At 72.8% G+C, this 16,481-nt stretch carries 15 protein-coding genes and 1 riboswitch; of the genes, 7 read left to right on the top strand and 8 right to left on the bottom strand.

What is annotated here, in order from left to right; all coding sequences use genetic code 11:
- Positions 1-38 precede the first annotated feature (38 nt).
- On the bottom strand, positions 39-1,613 hold the full coding sequence (locus tag GA0070620_RS20540) for a C40 family peptidase (protein ID WP_091593293.1): 1,575 nt from the start codon (positions 1,611-1,613) through the stop codon (positions 39-41).
- Positions 1,614-1,844: 231 nt separating this feature from the next.
- Between GA0070620_RS20540 and mqnE the strand changes: the two genes are divergently transcribed.
- The 3 genes from mqnE to GA0070620_RS20525 all read left to right on the top strand — a co-directional run bounded on the left by mqnE (position 1,845) and on the right by GA0070620_RS20525 (position 3,885).
- Positions 1,845-3,014, top strand: coding sequence for an aminofutalosine synthase MqnE (gene mqnE / locus GA0070620_RS20535; RefSeq protein ID WP_091593291.1), 1,170 nt, complete (start codon positions 1,845-1,847; stop codon positions 3,012-3,014).
- A gap of 94 nt (positions 3,015-3,108) precedes the next feature.
- Positions 3,109-3,534, top strand: a complete 426-nt coding sequence (locus tag GA0070620_RS20530) for a hypothetical protein (RefSeq protein ID WP_091593289.1) — start codon at positions 3,109-3,111, stop codon at positions 3,532-3,534.
- Between the two features lie 66 nt (positions 3,535-3,600).
- Positions 3,601-3,885, top strand: coding sequence for a DUF4229 domain-containing protein (locus GA0070620_RS20525; protein WP_091599082.1), 285 nt, complete (start codon positions 3,601-3,603; stop codon positions 3,883-3,885).
- Between the two features lie 75 nt (positions 3,886-3,960).
- Here GA0070620_RS20525 and GA0070620_RS20520 read toward each other — a convergent pair whose 3' ends face one another.
- The gene (locus GA0070620_RS20520) at positions 3,961-5,322 is read right to left on the bottom strand and encodes a C39 family peptidase (protein WP_091593287.1); all 1,362 of its coding nucleotides are present in this window, start codon (positions 5,320-5,322) and stop codon (positions 3,961-3,963) included.
- Positions 5,323-5,531: 209 nt separating this feature from the next.
- Here GA0070620_RS20520 and GA0070620_RS20515 point away from each other — a divergent pair, with 209 nt between their 5' ends.
- The 4 genes from GA0070620_RS20515 to GA0070620_RS20500 all read left to right on the top strand — a co-directional run bounded on the left by GA0070620_RS20515 (position 5,532) and on the right by GA0070620_RS20500 (position 10,651).
- Positions 5,532-7,409 (top strand): M14 family metallopeptidase, encoded by a 1,878-nt coding sequence (locus tag GA0070620_RS20515; protein ID WP_091593285.1) that lies wholly within the window; start codon positions 5,532-5,534, stop codon positions 7,407-7,409.
- 201 nt (positions 7,410-7,610) lie between these two features.
- Positions 7,611-7,677: riboswitch (cobalamin riboswitch) on the top strand.
- 109 nt (positions 7,678-7,786) lie between these two features.
- Positions 7,787-8,722, top strand: coding sequence for an ABC transporter substrate-binding protein (locus GA0070620_RS20510; RefSeq protein WP_091593283.1), 936 nt, complete (start codon positions 7,787-7,789; stop codon positions 8,720-8,722).
- A 31-nt stretch (positions 8,723-8,753) separates the two neighbouring features.
- On the top strand, positions 8,754-9,851 hold the full coding sequence (locus GA0070620_RS20505) for a FecCD family ABC transporter permease (RefSeq protein ID WP_091599079.1): 1,098 nt from the start codon (positions 8,754-8,756) through the stop codon (positions 9,849-9,851).
- Complete coding sequence (locus GA0070620_RS20500) at positions 9,848-10,651, top strand: ABC transporter ATP-binding protein (protein WP_091593281.1); 804 nt, start codon at positions 9,848-9,850, stop codon at positions 10,649-10,651. Before GA0070620_RS20505 ends, GA0070620_RS20500 begins: the two co-directional genes overlap by 4 nt.
- 15 nt (positions 10,652-10,666) lie before the next feature.
- On the opposite strand, the gene GA0070620_RS20495 is transcribed toward GA0070620_RS20500, so the two are convergent.
- From GA0070620_RS20495 to GA0070620_RS20470, 6 genes are all read right to left on the bottom strand, one after another.
- The gene (locus tag GA0070620_RS20495; protein WP_091593279.1) at positions 10,667-11,434 is read right to left on the bottom strand and encodes a VOC family protein; all 768 of its coding nucleotides are present in this window, start codon (positions 11,432-11,434) and stop codon (positions 10,667-10,669) included.
- Positions 11,435-11,528: 94 nt separating this feature from the next.
- Complete coding sequence (locus tag GA0070620_RS20490; RefSeq protein ID WP_091593277.1) at positions 11,529-12,266, bottom strand: ABC transporter permease; 738 nt, start codon at positions 12,264-12,266, stop codon at positions 11,529-11,531.
- A gap of 10 nt (positions 12,267-12,276) precedes the next feature.
- Positions 12,277-13,242 carry an ABC transporter ATP-binding protein gene (locus GA0070620_RS20485; protein WP_231921874.1) on the bottom strand — a complete coding sequence of 322 codons (966 nt, stop codon included), beginning with the start codon at positions 13,240-13,242 and terminating at the stop codon, positions 12,277-12,279.
- The gene (locus GA0070620_RS20480) at positions 13,239-13,550 is read right to left on the bottom strand and encodes a transcriptional regulator (protein ID WP_091593276.1); all 312 of its coding nucleotides are present in this window, start codon (positions 13,548-13,550) and stop codon (positions 13,239-13,241) included. The genes GA0070620_RS20485 and GA0070620_RS20480 overlap by 4 nt, the downstream gene beginning before the upstream one ends.
- Positions 13,547-14,185 (bottom strand): transporter, encoded by a 639-nt coding sequence (locus GA0070620_RS20475; RefSeq protein WP_091593274.1) that lies wholly within the window; start codon positions 14,183-14,185, stop codon positions 13,547-13,549. The genes GA0070620_RS20480 and GA0070620_RS20475 overlap by 4 nt, the downstream gene beginning before the upstream one ends.
- An 82-nt stretch (positions 14,186-14,267) precedes the next feature.
- Complete coding sequence (locus GA0070620_RS20470) at positions 14,268-16,361, bottom strand: HelD family protein (RefSeq protein WP_091593273.1); 2,094 nt, start codon at positions 16,359-16,361, stop codon at positions 14,268-14,270.
- Positions 16,362-16,481: the final 120 nt, after the last annotated feature.

Raw genomic sequence — 16,481 nt, 5'->3', positions numbered from 1 at the left:
TCCGCCCCCGCGGCACAGCCGGAGTGGAGGCTTGTGGGTCAGCTGCCGGTGCTGGCGCTCGCCGAGGCCTTCGCCGACGGGCTGTTGCTCGCGGGCTCCTCACTGCTGCTCGCGCTGGCGCTGGCGGTCGCGCTGGCCGACGGCGAGTTGGAGCTCGGCGCCGTGGTGGGCGACGGAGGCTCCGTCGTCGGCGGCGGCGGCGTGGTGGGCGGGGGCGGCGTCGTCGGCGGCGGCGTGGTCGGTGACGGGGTGTTGCTCGGCGTGGGCGTCGGAGTCGGGGTGCCGCTCGGCGTGGTGCTGGGCGTCGTGCTCGGCGTGGGCGAGCCGGTCGCCGACGGGGTGGGCCGCGGCGTGTTGCTCGGCGTGGGCGTCGGCGTGGGGGTGCTGGTGGGCGGGGCCGGGACCGCGCCGACGACCCGGGTCGCCGCGTAGAGCCGGGACCACGTCACCGTGGAGATCTTGACGACGTCGCCGGTGGTGGGGGCGTGCACCATCTTGCCGTTGCCGATGTACATGCCGACGTGGTGAATGCTCGTCCAACTGCTGCCGGAGGCGAAGAAGAGCAGGTCACCGGGGAGCAGCGCGGTGCGGTCCACAGTGCGGGCGCGGGTCGCCCGGTACTGGTCCCGGGAGACCCGGGGCAGGTCGAAGTAGTCGGCCCCGGGGGAGCGGTAGGCCGCCCACATCAGACCAGAGCAGTCGAACCGGTCCGGCCCCTCCGCAGCCCACAGGTAGGGGTCGCCGAGCTGGGCGAGGGCGTAGCGCACGGCCGCCATGGCGCGCGGGTGCGCGGTCAGGCCGTTGGCGTTCTGACCCTGGAGGTAGCCGGCACCGATCTGCTGCTCGGCGGCCTCCTGCTGCCGTTCGAGCTGGACGAGCTGCGTCTCGTGGTCGCGGCGCAGCTTGAGCAGCTTCGCCTCCTCGGTGCGCAGCGCCCGCTCGCCGGCGGCGAACTCCTCGCCGGCGCTGCGGACCGCCGCCTCCGCCGTCGCGTACGCCGCGTAGGCCGCCTGCTCGGCGGCGCGCGCCCGGGACAGCTCACCGGCGGCCGCGGTGGTCGACCCCTCGACCTTCTCGCCGCGGGTGATCCGCTGGAGCTGGCTCCAGCCCTGGATGTCGTCGGCGAACTCGGCGGGGGGCAGTGCCGCGCGGGCCTTGAGCGCCTCGGCGACGGCCTTGTCGGCGCCCTCCTGGGCCCGCGCCAGGGTGTCGCGGGCGACCTTCAGGGTCTGGTCGGCCGCAGCGAGCTGCGTCTCCGCGTCGGTGCGCTTCTGACGTAGCTGGAGCAGCGTGTCGCCGAGCAGACCGACCTGGGCGACGGCCGCGTCGACCTGGGCGGCGAGCGAGCTGGCGCCGAAGGCGCCGCCGATCGGGGCGCCGGGCATTCCCGGTGCGAGGGGCGCGCCGCCGGGAAGCTGAAGGGTGCCGGTGACGGTGGGCCGGGAGCCGCTGTCCGGCACGGTGGTGGGCAGTGGGGGATCGGCGTAGACCGGGGTGGCCAGGACCGCGGCGGCGACCGCGCCGAGCAGGGCGGCCCAGAGCCTCGGACGAAGCACCGGGGAGACGATGGGGTTCCGTCGTCGCTGCCGTCGCCCGTGCCGCCTGTAGACCATTCCGCTCCCCGTCCGCACGCAGCCGCCGCGCCGGTGGGCGCGGCGGTGGGGACGCTACCAGTGCCTCGCGACCCCATCCTGTCTTACCTCAGTCCGGGCAACGTTGTCGATGCGCCGGCGGGTAACGGGAGGCTGAGAGTTCGGTGAAGGGCCCTCGCCGAGACGGTGCCGGCGGGGCCGTCGGTGCCCCGACGTAGGCTCGACCGGTACCGCGGGTGGAAGGGACGTGCCATGGACGCCGGACTCAAGCGCGAGCTCGAAGCGAAGGTGTACGCCGGTGAGCGGCTGACCCGGGAGGACGGGATCGCCCTCTACGAGAGCGACGACCTGGTCTGGCTCGGCCGGCTCGCCCACCACCGGCGCACCGAGCTCAACGGCGACCGGGTGATGTTCAACGTCAACCGTCACCTCAACCTGACGAACGTCTGCTCCGCCTCGTGCGCCTACTGCTCGTTCCAGCGCAAGCCGGGCGAGAAGGACGCGTACACGATGCGGATCGACGAGGCGGTGCGCAAGGCCAAGGAGATGGAGGACGAGCAGCTCACCGAGCTGCACATCGTCAACGGTCTGCACCCGACGCTGCCCTGGCGCTACTACCCGAAGGTGCTGCGCGAGCTGAAGGCGGCGCTGCCGAACGTCAAGTTGAAGTGCTTCACGGCGACCGAGGTGCAGTGGTTCGAGAAGATCAGCGGCCTCTCCGCCGACGAGATCCTCGACGAGTTGATGGACGCCGGGCTGGAGTCGCTCACCGGCGGCGGCGCGGAGATCTTCGACTGGGAGGTCCGCCAGCACATCGTCGACCACGCCTGCCACTGGGAGGACTGGTCGCGCATCCACCGCCTGGCGCACAGCAAGGGCATGAAGACGCCGTCCACGATGCTCTACGGCCACATCGAGGAGCCGCGGCACCGGGTCGACCACGTGCTGCGCCTGCGTGAGCTGCAGGACGAGACCGGCGGCTTCGCCGTCTTCATCCCGCTGCGCTACCAGCACGACTTCGTCGACTCCGCCGACGGGAAGATCCGTAACCGGATCCAGGCGCAGACCACGATGGCCTCGCCGGCCGAGTCGCTGAAGACCTTCGCGGTCTCCCGGCTGCTCTTCGACAACGTGCCGCACGTGAAGTGCTTCTGGGTGATGCACGGTCTGTCGGTGGCCCAGCTCTCGCTGAACTTCGGCGCCGACGACCTGGACGGCTCGGTCGTCGAATACAAGATCACGCACGACGCCGACGCGTACGGGACGCCGAACACCATGCACCGGGAGGACCTGCTCAACCTGATCTGGGACGCCGGGTTCCAGCCGGTCGAGCGGGACACCCGCTACAACGTGGTGCGGGAGTACGACAGGGCGCCGAGCATGGCGCAGCGGCGCGCCGAGCCGCAGCAGGTCTGGGCCTGAACGGTTCCGTTCCCCGGGTCGGGCGGCGCGCGGCGGTGGTCCCGGCTCGAGCCGACGTGGTGCCCGCGGCCCGCTCGCGTACCCTCGTAGGACCATGACGGAGCAGCAGCAGAGCGGATTCCCCCGGCGCGACGCCGAGGGGCGCATCCGTGCCCTCGGTGACCTTCTCGGCGTGAGTCTCGCCGGCTGGGTGATCGGGGTCGTCGCCCTGGTGCTGTTCGACTGGGCGTTCGCCTCGTTCGGGGCGGGCGAGTTCGGGCGGGCGAACGGGTGGCTCGCGGTGATCCTCCCCGCGTGGCTGCTCTGGGAGGATTTCCGGGCCTGGGAGTTCGGCGCCGCGCGGGTGGTGGCGGGACTGCTCGCCGCCGCGGTCGGTGTCGTCACCGGCCTGCTGGTGGCCGGCGCGGCTGCCGGTCTGCCGGGGCTGGTGTCGGGTGCCCTGGCGGCGGCGACGTTCACCGTGGCGTACGCGGTGGTGTGGTTCCCCGGGGTCCGCTGGCTGGCCCGCCGCACTGGCTGAGCGGCCCACCGAGCGGGCCGAGGTGTGCGCCGGACGGGCCGGTGCTACGAGAACGGAGTGGTGCGGGTGAGCGCGGCGGTCAAGTACACGCTGGGACGGATCGGGCTGTTCGTCCTCGTGCTGGCGGCCCTCTGGCTGATCGACATGAGCGTCTTCCTCAAGCTGATGCTCGCGCTGGTGTTCTCCGCGGCGCTGTCGTTCTTCCTGTTGAAGGGCTGGCGGGACGAGATGGCCGGGGAGATGGCCGAGTCGTCGGCCCGCCGCCGGAGCGAGAAGGAACGCCTCCGCAGCGCCCTGGCCGGCGACGACCAGACCCGCACCGACGAGTCCCGCCCCGACGAGTCCCGGTGATCAAGAGGTTCGCGTCGCCGGGACGACCTGGGGTGACGCGAACCTCTTGATCAACCGGCTACCGGGCGGGTCAGGTCACCAGTTGGTGGAGCCGGGCACGTGCGGCCAGGGCTTGTGGACCGGCTTGATCAGGTACGCGATGCCGCCGGAGCCGCCGGAGACCCCGCCGCTGGCGTTGATCCGCTTGGTCCGCAGCCAGATCTGCTCGAACTGCTCGCGCTGGTAGACGTTGCGCACCACGTCGTTGCTCGACGAGGCGGGGTCGTTGACGATCACGTCACCGTCGGTGGTGAAGCCGACCACCACGAACAGGTGCCCCGAGGTGCCGTAGTTCGCCCCGTCCAGCTCGCTGGCGAGGAAGGACTGACTGGTCACCACGGGGATGCCGGCGGCGATGAAGCGCTCCAGCTCGTCCAGCGAGTGCAGCCGGGTGACCCGGCCCTCCAGGCCCGGGAAGCTGGCCGCGTACGCGGTGTTGAACGGCCAGTTGCCGGCGCCGTCGTACGCGTAGTCGAAGGTCATCCGTGCCGCGTGGTTGACGGTGGGGTCCGGGTAGGTCGGGTCGACCCAGGCGGTGTCCTCCGGTGACGGCCGGCGACCCCAGTACTCGATCACCATCTCGGTGGAGGTGGGGGAGCACCAGGCCTCGCCGCCGCCGTCGTACTCGGGGTAGTGGCCGGCGTGGACGTTCTGCGAGTAGCGCGGCACGGGCAGTTCGACGCCCCAGGCGATGTGCCCGGCGCTCGGCGTCACGGTGAACCGGTCCGGCACGTTCGAGCTCATCGCGCCGAGCGTGTGCACGACGGGCGCGGCCTTCTGGCCGGGGGCCCGGTAGAGGGTCAGCCGCAGCTGGTACGCCCGCAGCAGCACCCCGGCGGCCGCGTCGTCGATGCTGAACGTGTCGGTCCAGATCGTCGACCAGGGGTCGCCCTGGCGGTTGACGGTGGTCCGCTTGATGTCGGCGTCGCCGGCCGCCCACCGGCCCATCACATACCACGGGGTCGTGGCGCCGGTGTTGTAGCTGCCCTGGAGCTCGACCTGGATCCAGGTGCCGGTGGGGGTCGTCGCGTTCCACGAGGCGACCAGTTCGGTGGCGTCGAAGCCGACCGCGGTGACCGGGGAGGTCCAGGTGGCGTACTCCCAGGTGCGGGTCGTGCCCGTGTGCGGGTCGGTGTAGTCGGTGGTGCCGGCGGGCCGGGACAGGGTCAGCCCGGGTCGGGCGCCGGGGACCGCCCGGGTGCCGGCGTGGCTGCCGCGCCGCCAGTCCGGATAGCGGGACCACTCCTGGAAGGTGATCTGCTCGTCGTGGACGACCGGCCGGGTGGTCGCCGGGCCGGCGGTGACCGGCGGCGCGGCGGTCGCGGGTACGGCGGTGCCGAGGAGGGTGAGCGCGGTGACGCCAGCGAGGGCGGCCACGCTCAGGCGTGATCTGGCCATGGGTGCTCCGCGGGTGTGATGGGCATCGTCGCCGGTCAGTGTCCCGCTCGGAAGGAACTTTCGCCAGATGTCGACAGATGGAAAATCATTGCCAGCGCGATGATCCGCCTGGCATGGAAGAGGCAGCGATCAATATTGATATGACCATGTGACGGATGGTGAAGTGTGCTCCACCGAACGGGATCTCCCCGTACCCGAGGAGGTTGTCCATGGCCTTCCGCTCCCCCCTCCCCCTCCGCCGCGCCCTGGCGTTAGCCGTCGCCGCCGGGCTCGCGTTCGTCACCGTCGCCGCCGCGCCGGTCTCCGCCCGACCGGCGCCGGAACCCACCGGTACGGCATCCGCCAGCTACCGGGTGCTCGGCCCCCGTACCCTCGTCGACCGCAACGCGGTGGCCCGCACCGGAGCGGCCATCGACTACAGCGAGCACGGGGTGCTGCACGTGTCGGCTACCGCGGCCGAGGCGGCCGCGATCTCCCGGCTCGGCTTCCGCCTGGAGCAGGTCACCGAGCCGTCGGCGGACGAGCACGACCACGGCGACGTGGGGACCCTCGCCTTCCCGCCCGCGGACTCCAACTACCACGACTACGCCGAGCTGACCGCGCTGGTGAACCAGGTCGTCGCCGACCACCCCACCATCGCCCGCAAGCTCAGCATCGGCAGCTCGTACGAGGGCCGGGACCTGATGGCCGTGAAGATCTCCGACAACGTCGCCACCGACGAGAACGAACCGGAGATCCTCTTCAACGCCCAGCAGCACGCCCGCGAGCACCTGACCGTCGAGATGGCGATCTACCTGCTCAACCTCTTCACCGACAACTACGGCAGCGACTCCCGGATCACCAACATCGTCAACGGCCGGGAGATCTGGATCGTGCCGACGGTCAACCCGGACGGCAGCGAGTACGACATCGCCACCGGCTCGTACCGCTCCTGGCGCAAGAACCGGCAGCCGAACAGCGGCTCGTCGTCGGTCGGCACCGACCTCAACCGGAACTGGAGCTACCAGTGGGGCTGCTGCGGCGGCTCGTCCGGCTCCACCTCGTCGGAGACCTACCGTGGCCCGTCCGCGTTCTCCGCGCCGGAGACGCAGGCGCTGCGGAACTTCGTCAACAGCCGCGTGGTCGGCGGCGTGCAGCAGATCAAGGCCAACATCGACTTCCACACCTACTCGCAGCTGGTGCTCTGGCCGTTCGGCTACACCACCGCCAACACCCCCAGCGGTATGACGGCCGACCAGTACAACACCTTCGCGACCATCGGCCAGCAGATGGCCGCCACCAACAGCTACACGCCCGAGCAGTCCAGTGACCTCTACATCGCCGACGGCACCAGCATCGACTGGATGTGGGCGGCGCACGGCATCTGGGCGTACACCTTCGAGATGTACCCGGGCTCGGCCAGCGGCGGCGGCTTCTACCCGCCGGACGAGGTGATCCCCGCGCAGACCTCCCGCAACCGGGAGGCGGTGCTGATGCTCAGCGAGTACGCCGACTGCCCGTACCGGGCGATCGGCAAGCAGGCGCAGTACTGCGGCGGCGGTGGTGGCGGCACCACGGTCTGGTCGGACACCTTCGAGACGGCAACCGGGTGGACGATCAACCCGAGCGGCACGGACACCGCGACCGTCGGCGTCTTCGAGCGCGGCGCCGCGCAGGCCACCACGTCCAGCGGGGCGAAGCAGCTCACCCCGTACGCCGGCAGCAACGACCTCGTCACCGGCCGGCTCGCCGGCTCCGCGGCGGGTGACTACGACCTGGACGGCGGCGTGACCAGCGCCCGGTCCCCGGCGGTGACCCTGCCGGCGAGCGGGACCCTGACCCTGTCGCTGGCGTGGTACCTGGCGCACGGCTCGAACTCGTCGTCGGCCGACTACCTCCGGGTGAGCGTCGTGCACAACGGCGGCACCACCGCCCTGCTCACCCAGGCCGGGGCGGCGACCAACCGCAACGGCTCCTGGGCGGTGGCGAACCTCAACCTCACCCCGTACGCCGGGCAGTCCGTCCGGATCCTGGTCGAGGCGGCGGACGCGTCGGGCGCCAGCCTCGTCGAGGCGGCTGTGGACAACGTCACCATCACCGCCTCCTGATCCGGTGGGGCCCCGTCCCGCCCCCGACGGGGCCCCACCATCCCGGCCCCACCCCGGCCGGACCCGACATTCCGCTACCGAACGACCGTTCCCGCCCGCCGTCGTGACGGTTGGCCGATCGACCGGTCCCGATCGGACTGCCTGATCGAGCGGGCACCTCCGGGCGGTGCGCTACCGTCTTACCGACCGTTCCACAGCGAAGCCGGTGCGAACCCGGCGCTGTCCCGCAACTGCGATGCCCCGCCCTCCGCGGTGGGGACGAGCCAGGTCGCCTGCGGAGTGGTCGCGACTTGCGCTCTCGAGGAAGGGCGCCTCGCGGACGGGCGCACCGGTCCCTGTCGGCGAAGCACCACGCTCCTCGACCGACAGGAGGCCCGATGTCCAGACGTACCCCCCGGATTCTCGCCGCGACCCTCGCGGTCGCCGCGCTCGCCCTCGGCGCCTGCGCCTCGAAGACCGACGACCAGCCGGCGGCCGGCGGTAGCTCCGCCACCGCCGCGTTCCCGGTCACGGTCGGCGCCGTCACCCTCGACAAGCGCCCGGAGAAGATCGTTTCGCTCTCCGCCAGTGCGACGGAGATGATCTTCGCCGTCGGCGCGGGCCCGCAGGTCGTCGCCGTCGACGACAACTCGAACTACCCGGCGGAGGCGCCGAAGACCGATCTGTCGGGCTTCCAGCCGAACGCCGAGGCGATCGCCGCCAAGAACCCCGACCTCGTGGTGATCTCCGACGACCGCAACAAGATCGTCGACCAGTTGGGCAAGCTGAAGATCCCCGTGTACATCACCCCGGCGGCGAAGACGTTGGACGACTCGTACCGGCAGATCACCGACCTGGGCGCGCTCACCGGCCACACCGCCGAGGCGGCCGACGTGACCAAGCGGATGCGCGACGACATCGCCAAGCTGGTCAAGGACCTGCCGCAGCGGTCGAAGAAGCTGACCTACTACCACGAGCTGGGTCCCGAGCTGTACAGCGCGACCAGCAAGACCTTCATCGGCTCGCTCTACACGATGGCCGGCCTGGAGAACATCGCCGACCCGGCGGACGCGGACGGCAGCAACGGCGGCTATCCGCAGCTCTCCCAGGAGGTCATCGTCAAGGCGAACCCGGACTTCGTCTTCCTCGCCGACACCAAGTGCTGCCAGCAGAGCGCCGAGACGGTCAAGGCGCGCAGCGGCTGGGCCGGGATCACCGCGGTCAAGAACAACCAGGTGGTCGCGCTGGACGACGACATCGCCTCGCGCTGGGGCCCGCGCGTCGTCGACCTGCTCCGCGCCATCGTGGACGCGGTCGCCAAGGTCCCCGCGTGACGGACCCGCAACGGTGACCCGGGCGCTTCCCGTGGCGCCCGCCGCACCACCCACCCGGCCGGCCGGGACGCCACCGGTGTCCCGGCCAGCCGGCCTGCGCCCGATCTGGCTGGCCGGTGGGGCCGTCGCGGTGCTCGTCGCGCTGGTGGCCGGGGTGTCGCTCGGCCCGGTCAGCCTTCCGCCCGGCAGCGTCGCCGCCGAACTGCTCAACCTGCTGCCCGGAGTGCACCTGGACAGTGGGCTGTCCGAGCGGGAAATCGCCATCGTCACCGAACTGCGGCTGCCCCGGGTGGTGCTCGGGCTGCTCGTCGGCGGGATGCTGGCCCTGGCCGGCGGCTGCTACCAGGGCGTCTTCCGCAACCCGCTGGCCGACCCGTACCTGCTCGGGGTGGCGGCCGGCGCGGGCCTCGCGGTCACCGCCGTGATCGCCCTCGGCGGCGCCGGCACCTCGGGCGCGCTGACCGGGCTGCCGCTCACCATCCCGCTCGCCGCGTTCGTCGGCGCGCTCGGCGCGGTGGCGATGACCTACCTGCTCGGTGGTGCCGGCGGGCGGGGCCGCTCCCCGGCGATGCTGATCCTGGCCGGGGTGGCGGTGTCCGCGTTCCTCTCCGCCGGCCAGACCTACCTGCTGCAACAGCACGCCGACAGCATCCAGGCGGTCTACTCCTGGCTGCTCGGCCGGCTCGCCACCGCCGGCTGGCACGACGTGCTGCTGGTCCTGCCGTACTTCGTGCTGACCGCCGTCGTGGTGCTGCTGCACGGTCGGGAACTCGACGTCCTCTCGGTCGGCGACGACGAGGCGAGCAGCCTCGGCCTGCACCCACAGCGCTCCCGCTACCTGCTGATCGCCGCGGCGTCGCTGGGCACCGCCGCCGCGGTCTCCGCGACCGGCCTCATCGGCTTCGTCGGCATCATCGTGCCGCACACCGTACGACTGCTCGCCGGGTCGAGCTACCGCGTCATCCTGCCGCTGTCCCTGCTTTTCGGCGCGGCCTTCCTGGCGCTCACCGACGTGGTCGCACGCACCGCCGCCGCCCCCGCCGAGATCCCGATCGGTGTGGTGACCGCGCTGCTCGGCGGCCCGTTCTTCGTCCTGGTCCTGCGCACCGCCCGCCGGGTGCTGACATGACGCCCGCACAGCCGTCCACCACCTCGTCGGCCGTCGAGGTGCGGGACCTGCATCTCGCGCTGGACCGCACGCCGATCCTCACCGGCGTCGACCTGACCGTCACCGCCGGCGAGTGGGTCACCGTGATCGGGCCCAACGGCGCCGGCAAGTCGACCCTGCTGCGCGCCGTCGGCGGCCTGCTGCCCGCGTCCGGGGCGGTCTCCCTCTTCGGTACGCCGATCGCGGCGCTGCGTCGCCGGGCCCGGGCCCGGGTGGTGGCCACGGTCGCCCAGTCCCCGGTGGTGCCGCCCGGGATGTCGGTGCTCGACTACGTGCTGCTCGGCCGGACCCCGTACATCCCGCCGCTCGGACGGGAGTCGACCGCCGACCTGGAGGCCGTGCACGAGGCGCTCGACCGGCTGGACCTGGCCGGTTTCCACCGCCGCGAACTCGCGACCCTCTCCGGCGGTGAACGTCAGCGGGTCTTCCTGGCCCGCGCGCTCGCCCAGGGGGCCACGCTGCTGCTGCTCGACGAGCCGACCAGCGCCCTGGACATCGGCCACCAGCAGGAGGTGCTGGAGCTGGTCGACCAGCTGCGCCGGGAGAGCGGGCTGACCGTCCTCGCCACCATGCACGACCTCTCCATCGCCGGCGAGTACGCCGACCGGCTCGTCCTGCTCGCCGGCGGCCGCGTCGTCGCGGCGGGTGCCCCCCGCGAGGTCCTCACCGAGCAGTTGCTGGCCACGCACTACCGGGCCAGCGTCCGTGTGGTCGACGGCGAACACGGTCCCCTGGTGGTCCCCATCCGCCCCCACCCGTGACCCCGCCGGGGTGGGTCAGGTCGGGGGGACTTCGATGATGCTGAAGAGGGCGCCCTGGGGGTCGCGGAGCGACGCGAACCGGCCCGCCGGATTGGTGCGCGGCGGCACCAGGATGGTCCCACCCAGCGCGGCGGCGCGGGCGGCGGCGGCGTCGGCGTCGTCGACCGCGAAGTAGACCGTCCAGTACGCGGGCAGGTCGTCGGGGAAATCCCCGGCCAGGGGCGGCATCATCCCCGCGACGATCTGCGTCCCCATCCGCCAGCCGGTGTAGGTCATCGTGCCGACCTGCTGGTCGTCCGGGTGCCAGCCGAAGACCAGCTCGTAGAAGACCTTCGCACCCTCCGGGTCGGGGGTGACCAGTTCGTTCCAGCTCATCGCGCCGGGGACGTTGAACACCTCGCCGCCGGGCATGGCCATGGGCTGCCACACACTGAACGACGCGCCGGCCGGGTCGGCGAAGACCGCCATCCGGCCCCGGTCGAACACCTCGAAGGGGGGTACGATCACCTGCCCGCCGGCCCGCTCGACCCGACCGGCGACCAGGTCGGCGTCGTCGGTGGCGACGTACGTGGACCAGATCGGCACCTGGTCCGGGATGGCCGGCGGTCCGGCGCCGGCGACCGCCCGGCCGCCCAGTTGGAACACCGTGTAGCCGCCGGCCTCCGGCTCGGTCGTCACCCGGCCGGTCCAGCCGAACAGTTCGGGGTAGAAGCGCCGCGCGTCGGCCAGGTCCGGGGTGGCGAGGTCCGCCCAGCAGGGCGTACCCGGCGGGACGGTGCTCACGTCGACCCCTCTCGGCTGCGGGTGCCCGGCACGGCTCCCTGCCTGGAATCCTGGCACCGTCCCGCCCACGTACGAGGGGGAAACGGACAAATGGTCAGCTGAACCGGCGACCCTCGTCCCGGCGGTACGCCCACCCGGCGAGCCCGGCGAGCAGCACCACCCAGACACCCAGCATGAGCAGCGAGAGCGGCTGCACCGGGTAGTCGCCGACGGCCGCCCACATCAGCTCGACGGCGCCCCGGGTGGGCAGGTAGGGGGCGATCGTCTCGATGAAGCCCGGCGCGTCACCGGGCGCGCTGAGCAGGCCGCCACCGAAGGCGAGCGGGAAGAACACGATCTGCGCCACGACGATGGCCGCCTTGCTCGGCAGCGAGTAGCCGATGGCCAGGCCCATCAGGGTGAACGGCACCGACACCACCGCGACGGTGCCGAGGGCCAGCAGGAACGCGGCCGGTGTGATCTCCGCCGCGGTGAGCAGCGCACCGATCACCACCACCGGGATCAGCGAGAGGTAGGTGAGCGCCAGGCCGGCGAGCACCCGGCCGGCGAACCGCGGTGCCGGCCCGGCCGGCAGGGTCCGGGTGTACGGGTTCCACGGCTGGTCGCGGTCCTCGGCGACGCCCACCCCGTACTGGAAGATGTTGGCGCTCATCACCGAGAAGGTGACCATCGAGGCGGTGGCGAAGGTGGCGCCGATCGGGTCCTTGCCGGCGAACGGGACCACGAAGAAGAGCATCGCGGCGGCCGGGAAGAACGCGCTGCCGAAGATGGCGATCGGGATCCGGACCGTCTCCAGCAACTGGTAGCGGGCGTGGACCAGGGCGAGCTGCACGGTCGCCTCCTCAGGCGGGGGTGGTCGGTCGGCCGCCCGCGACGGAGGCGGTGGCCGGCGGGCGCGGGGCGGCGGAGGTGTCGTCGGTGGCGCTGCCGGTGGGCGCGGACGCGTGCTCGGCGGTGATCGCGAGGAACGCCTCTTCCAGGGAGGTCGGGCGCACCTCCAGGTCCGCGAACGGCACCCCGGCGGTGACCAGGTCCCGGACGAGTTGGTCGGCGTCGGTGGTGAGCAGGTGGCTGCGGCCGTCGATCCGCTCGGTGCGGACCACCCCGGGCAGCGTGGGCAGGTCGTCGGCGACCAGGCTCACCCGGCGTACGCCGACGACGGCGCGGACCGCGTCGACGGTGTCGTCGGCGAGCACGCGACCCTGGCCGATCACCACGACCCGCCGGGCCAGCGCCTCCACCTCCTCCAGGTAGTGGCTTGTCAGCAGCACCGTCCCGCCGTCGTCGTGGAACGCGCGGATGGCGTCCCAGAGGGTGTGCCGGGCCTCCACGTCCAGGCCGGTGGTCGGCTCGTCGAGCAGCACCAGCCGGGGGCGCCCGACGAAGGCCAGCGCCACCGCGAGGCGGCGGCGCTGGCCGCCGGAGAGGCCGCCGGTCTGCCGCCGGGCGTGCGCGGTCAGGCCGAAGCGCTCCAGCAGCTCGCCGCGGGGCACCGGGTCGGGGTAGTGCGCGGAGACGAAGTCGACGACCTCGCCGACGCGCAGCGTGCCGGGCAGGCCGGTCTCCTGCGGGGTCACCCCGATCTGCCGGCGGGAGGCGGGGTCGCGCGGGTCGCCGCCGAACAGCTCGACCCGGCCCGAGGTGGGGCGGCGGAGCCCGACGAGCAGGTTCATGAGGGTGCTCTTGCCGGCGCCGTTCGGCCCGAGGAGGCCGACCAGCTCTCCGGCGCGTACGTCGAGGTCGACCCGGTCGAGGGCGAGGACGTCGCCGTACCGGCGGGTGGCCTGGTCGGCGCGGGCGAGGATCATGGCTGCTCCTTGGGGTCGGTGGGGTTGAGCAGGGCGCGGATCGACTCGGTGTACTCCTCGAACGCCAGCCGGCCGCGCCGGCTCAGCCGGACCAGGGTGGCGGGCGTCCGTCCACGGTGGGTCTTGGTGATCTCGACGTACGCGGCGTCCTCCAACTTGCGCAGGTGCACGGAGAGATTGCCGGCGGTCATACCCAGCAGTTCCTGGAGTCGGGGGAAGGTGATGCGGTCGCCGTCGGCGAGGGCGGAGAGGGTGGCCACCACCCGGAGCCGGGCCTGGGCGTGGATCACCGGGTCGAGGTCGGTCACGACCGGTGCCGCTGTCGCCGTCGGGCGAGCGCGCCGACCACCAGGATCCCGCCGCCGCCGGCCACCGAGACGACCAGCGCGTGCCAGCCGGGCCCGGCGAACGTGCCGGCCAGGTTGATCACGCTGATCCAGGCGCCCAGGCGGAACAGGTCCCGGTCGAGCCAGATCGCGCCGCCCGCCATGTGCAGCGCGCCGGTCAGCCCGACGGCCGTGGCGGACCAGAGCAGCCCGGCCAGGTCGTGCGGCAGGTGCTCGGCGATCCGGCCGAGCCCCGCGTAGATGCCCAGGGAGCCGAGGGCCCAGGCGTAGCCGTACCAGCGTCCACGTTGGGCTGAGTCCCCGGTCACCTGCCCGTAGGCCCGCGCGCTCGCCACCGCCTGGGCCACGGCGGCGGCCACGAGCAGGGTGAAGAGGACGGTCAGTGGCAGCCAGCCGGGCAGTCGGACCAGCACCCGCCCGTCGGGGGAGAACCGCAGGAAGTACAGCCCGAAGCCGATGAGCCAGGCGACGGCCCACGGCCAGTAGACCAGCCGGGCGTCCGGTTGGAGCCGGCTCGCCGCGGCTGCGCGTTGGGCCTCGATCAGCCGGAGCGCGTCGGCCGCGTCCGTCGGAGGGAGGTCGTCGTGGCGGGTCATGCAAAGAACTTTAAAACACAAAGTCAACGGCGCGGCGCCCCGCCCGGCGCTGATCGGGGCCGGGGCGAGCCGGGGCGGGGCGTCAGGCCAGCGGGGCGGGCAGCGGCGCGCTGTGCAGTACCGCGAGCCGGGAGACCGCACGCGTGAGCACCACGTACAGCCGGTGTAGCCCGCGCGGCTCGGCAGCCACGATCGCCGCCGGCTCGACCACCACCACGTGGTCGTACTCCAGGCCCTTGACCAGGGTCGCGGGCACCACGGTGACGCGCGCCGCGGTCTCCACGTCGTCGGCGGTCGCGGTGGGCACGCCGGCCGCGTCGAGCGCGGCGCGCAGCGCGTCCACCGCGTCGTCCGCCGCGATCACGCCGACCGAGCCGTCGTGCGCGAGCGCCGCGCGCACCTCGGCCACCGTGGCCGCCGTCAGATCGGTCACCGTAAGCACGTCCAGGTTGCCGTCGTGGCGCAGCGACTCGGCCGGCGGTACGTCCACCGCGAGCGCCGGAAGCAGCTGGTTGGCGAACGCCACCACGGCCGCCGGTACCCGGAAGCCCACGGTCAGCGGGACCACGACCGCGTCCGGCTTGCCCAGGTGCGCCAGGGACTCCCGCCAGTCGGTGGCGGCCCACGGCGCGGTGCCCTGCGCCAGGTCGCCGAGGAGGGTGATCGAGCCGTGCTCGCTGCGCCGCGCGATCGCCCGGCACTGCATGGGCGACAGGTCCTGCGCCTCGTCGACCACCACGTGACCGAACCCGGCCGGCCGCTCGATCAGCCCGGACGCCTCGTCGATCAGCACCGCGTCGGCGGCCGTCCACCGGGTCGCCTTCGGGGTCCGGCCCAGCCCGGTGCCCAGCGTGCCCCGGGCGGAGCGCGTGCCGGCCGGTGCCCCCGCCTCGCCGTCGACGGTCCGCCCCTGGAGCAGTGCCTGCTCCTCGGGGGTGAGCACGCCCTCCGCCGCCGCCGCGAGCGTCACCGGGTCGGCGAGCAGGGTGTGCACCAGCCCTTCCGGGGTGAGTGCCGGCCATACCGCGTCGAGGAACTCGGTCACCGGCCGGCACTTGCCCATCCGGCGGAGCCAGGCGTCGCTGGGCGACTCGGCCCGGCGCGCCTCCGCCTGCCGTTGCAGCAGGCTCACCACCCGGGCGCGGACGCGCTCGCGTCCCACCCCGTACGGCAGGCCCTCCCGGCGGGTCTCCTCGATGAGCCGGTGCAGCGGCTCCACACCGATCCGCCAGCGGAACGAACCGTCGGAGACCATGATCGGCTCGGTCGGCTCCGCGATGAGCGCCTCGGTGGCCCGGCGCAGCACCTCGGCCAGCCGGGCGTCGTGCTTCAGGGTCGCCACCGCGGGGTCGTCGACGGCGCGGACCGGCACCCGGTCGACCAGGTCCTCCACCGTCGACTGCGCGACCTCGACCTCGCCGAGCGCGGGCAGCACCGCCGCGATGTACGACAGGAACGCCCGGTTCGGTCCGACGATCAACACCCCGGCCCGGCGCAGTCGCTCCCGGTGCAGATAGAGCAGGTACGCGGCCCGGTGCAGCCCGACCGCCGTCTTTCCGGTGCCCGGCGCGCCCTGCACGCAGATCGAGTCGGCCAGGTCGGCCCGGACCAGCTCGTCCTGCTCGGGCTGGATGGTGGCCACGATGTCGCGCATCGGCCCGACGCGTGGGCGCTCGATCTCGGCGGTCAGGATCCGGCTGGCGGTGCCCAGCTCCTCGCCCCGGTTCAGGTGCTCGTCCTCGAAGCTGGTGAGGACGCCCGTGCTGAAGCCGAACCGACGCCGGACGGCGACGCCCTGCGGGTCGCGGGCGCTGGCCCGGTAGAACGACCGGGAGACCGGTGCCCGCCAGTCGAGCACCATCGGCTCGCCGCGCTCGTCGGTGACGTGCCGGCGGCCGATGTGGTAGCGCCGGCCCGCGTGGTCGGCGCCGTCGAAGTCGAGCCGCCCGAAGAAGAGCGGGGTGGTGGGGTCGTCGGCCAGCTCCTTCACCCGCCGCGCCATGTGGCGACCCAGCTGCTCGGCGGTGTAGGCGTCGCCGGCGACCTTGTCACCGGTGGCGAAGAGCGACTCGGCGCGCTCGCGCATCCGGCGCAGGGCGGCACGGGAGCTGTCCAGGTGTGCCCGCTCGGCGGCGAGCTCGGTGTCCAGAGACTGATCTTGGGCGTGCAGGGTCATCCGCGTACTCCTCGGAACGGAAAGAACACTGCCGCTCGCGTTTCCGACTCGTCGGTCGGCGCGGGGACGTCCGCTGCGGTGCTACACACCTCGGCCGTCAGGCGGAAAGGAGCAGCGTAC

The sequence above is a fragment of the Micromonospora krabiensis genome, from assembly GCF_900091425.1.
Taxonomy (GTDB): domain Bacteria; phylum Actinomycetota; class Actinomycetes; order Mycobacteriales; family Micromonosporaceae; genus Micromonospora; species Micromonospora krabiensis.
Note: the sequence above shows the minus strand (reverse complement) of the source record. Positions and strands in the feature narration are given on the sequence as shown.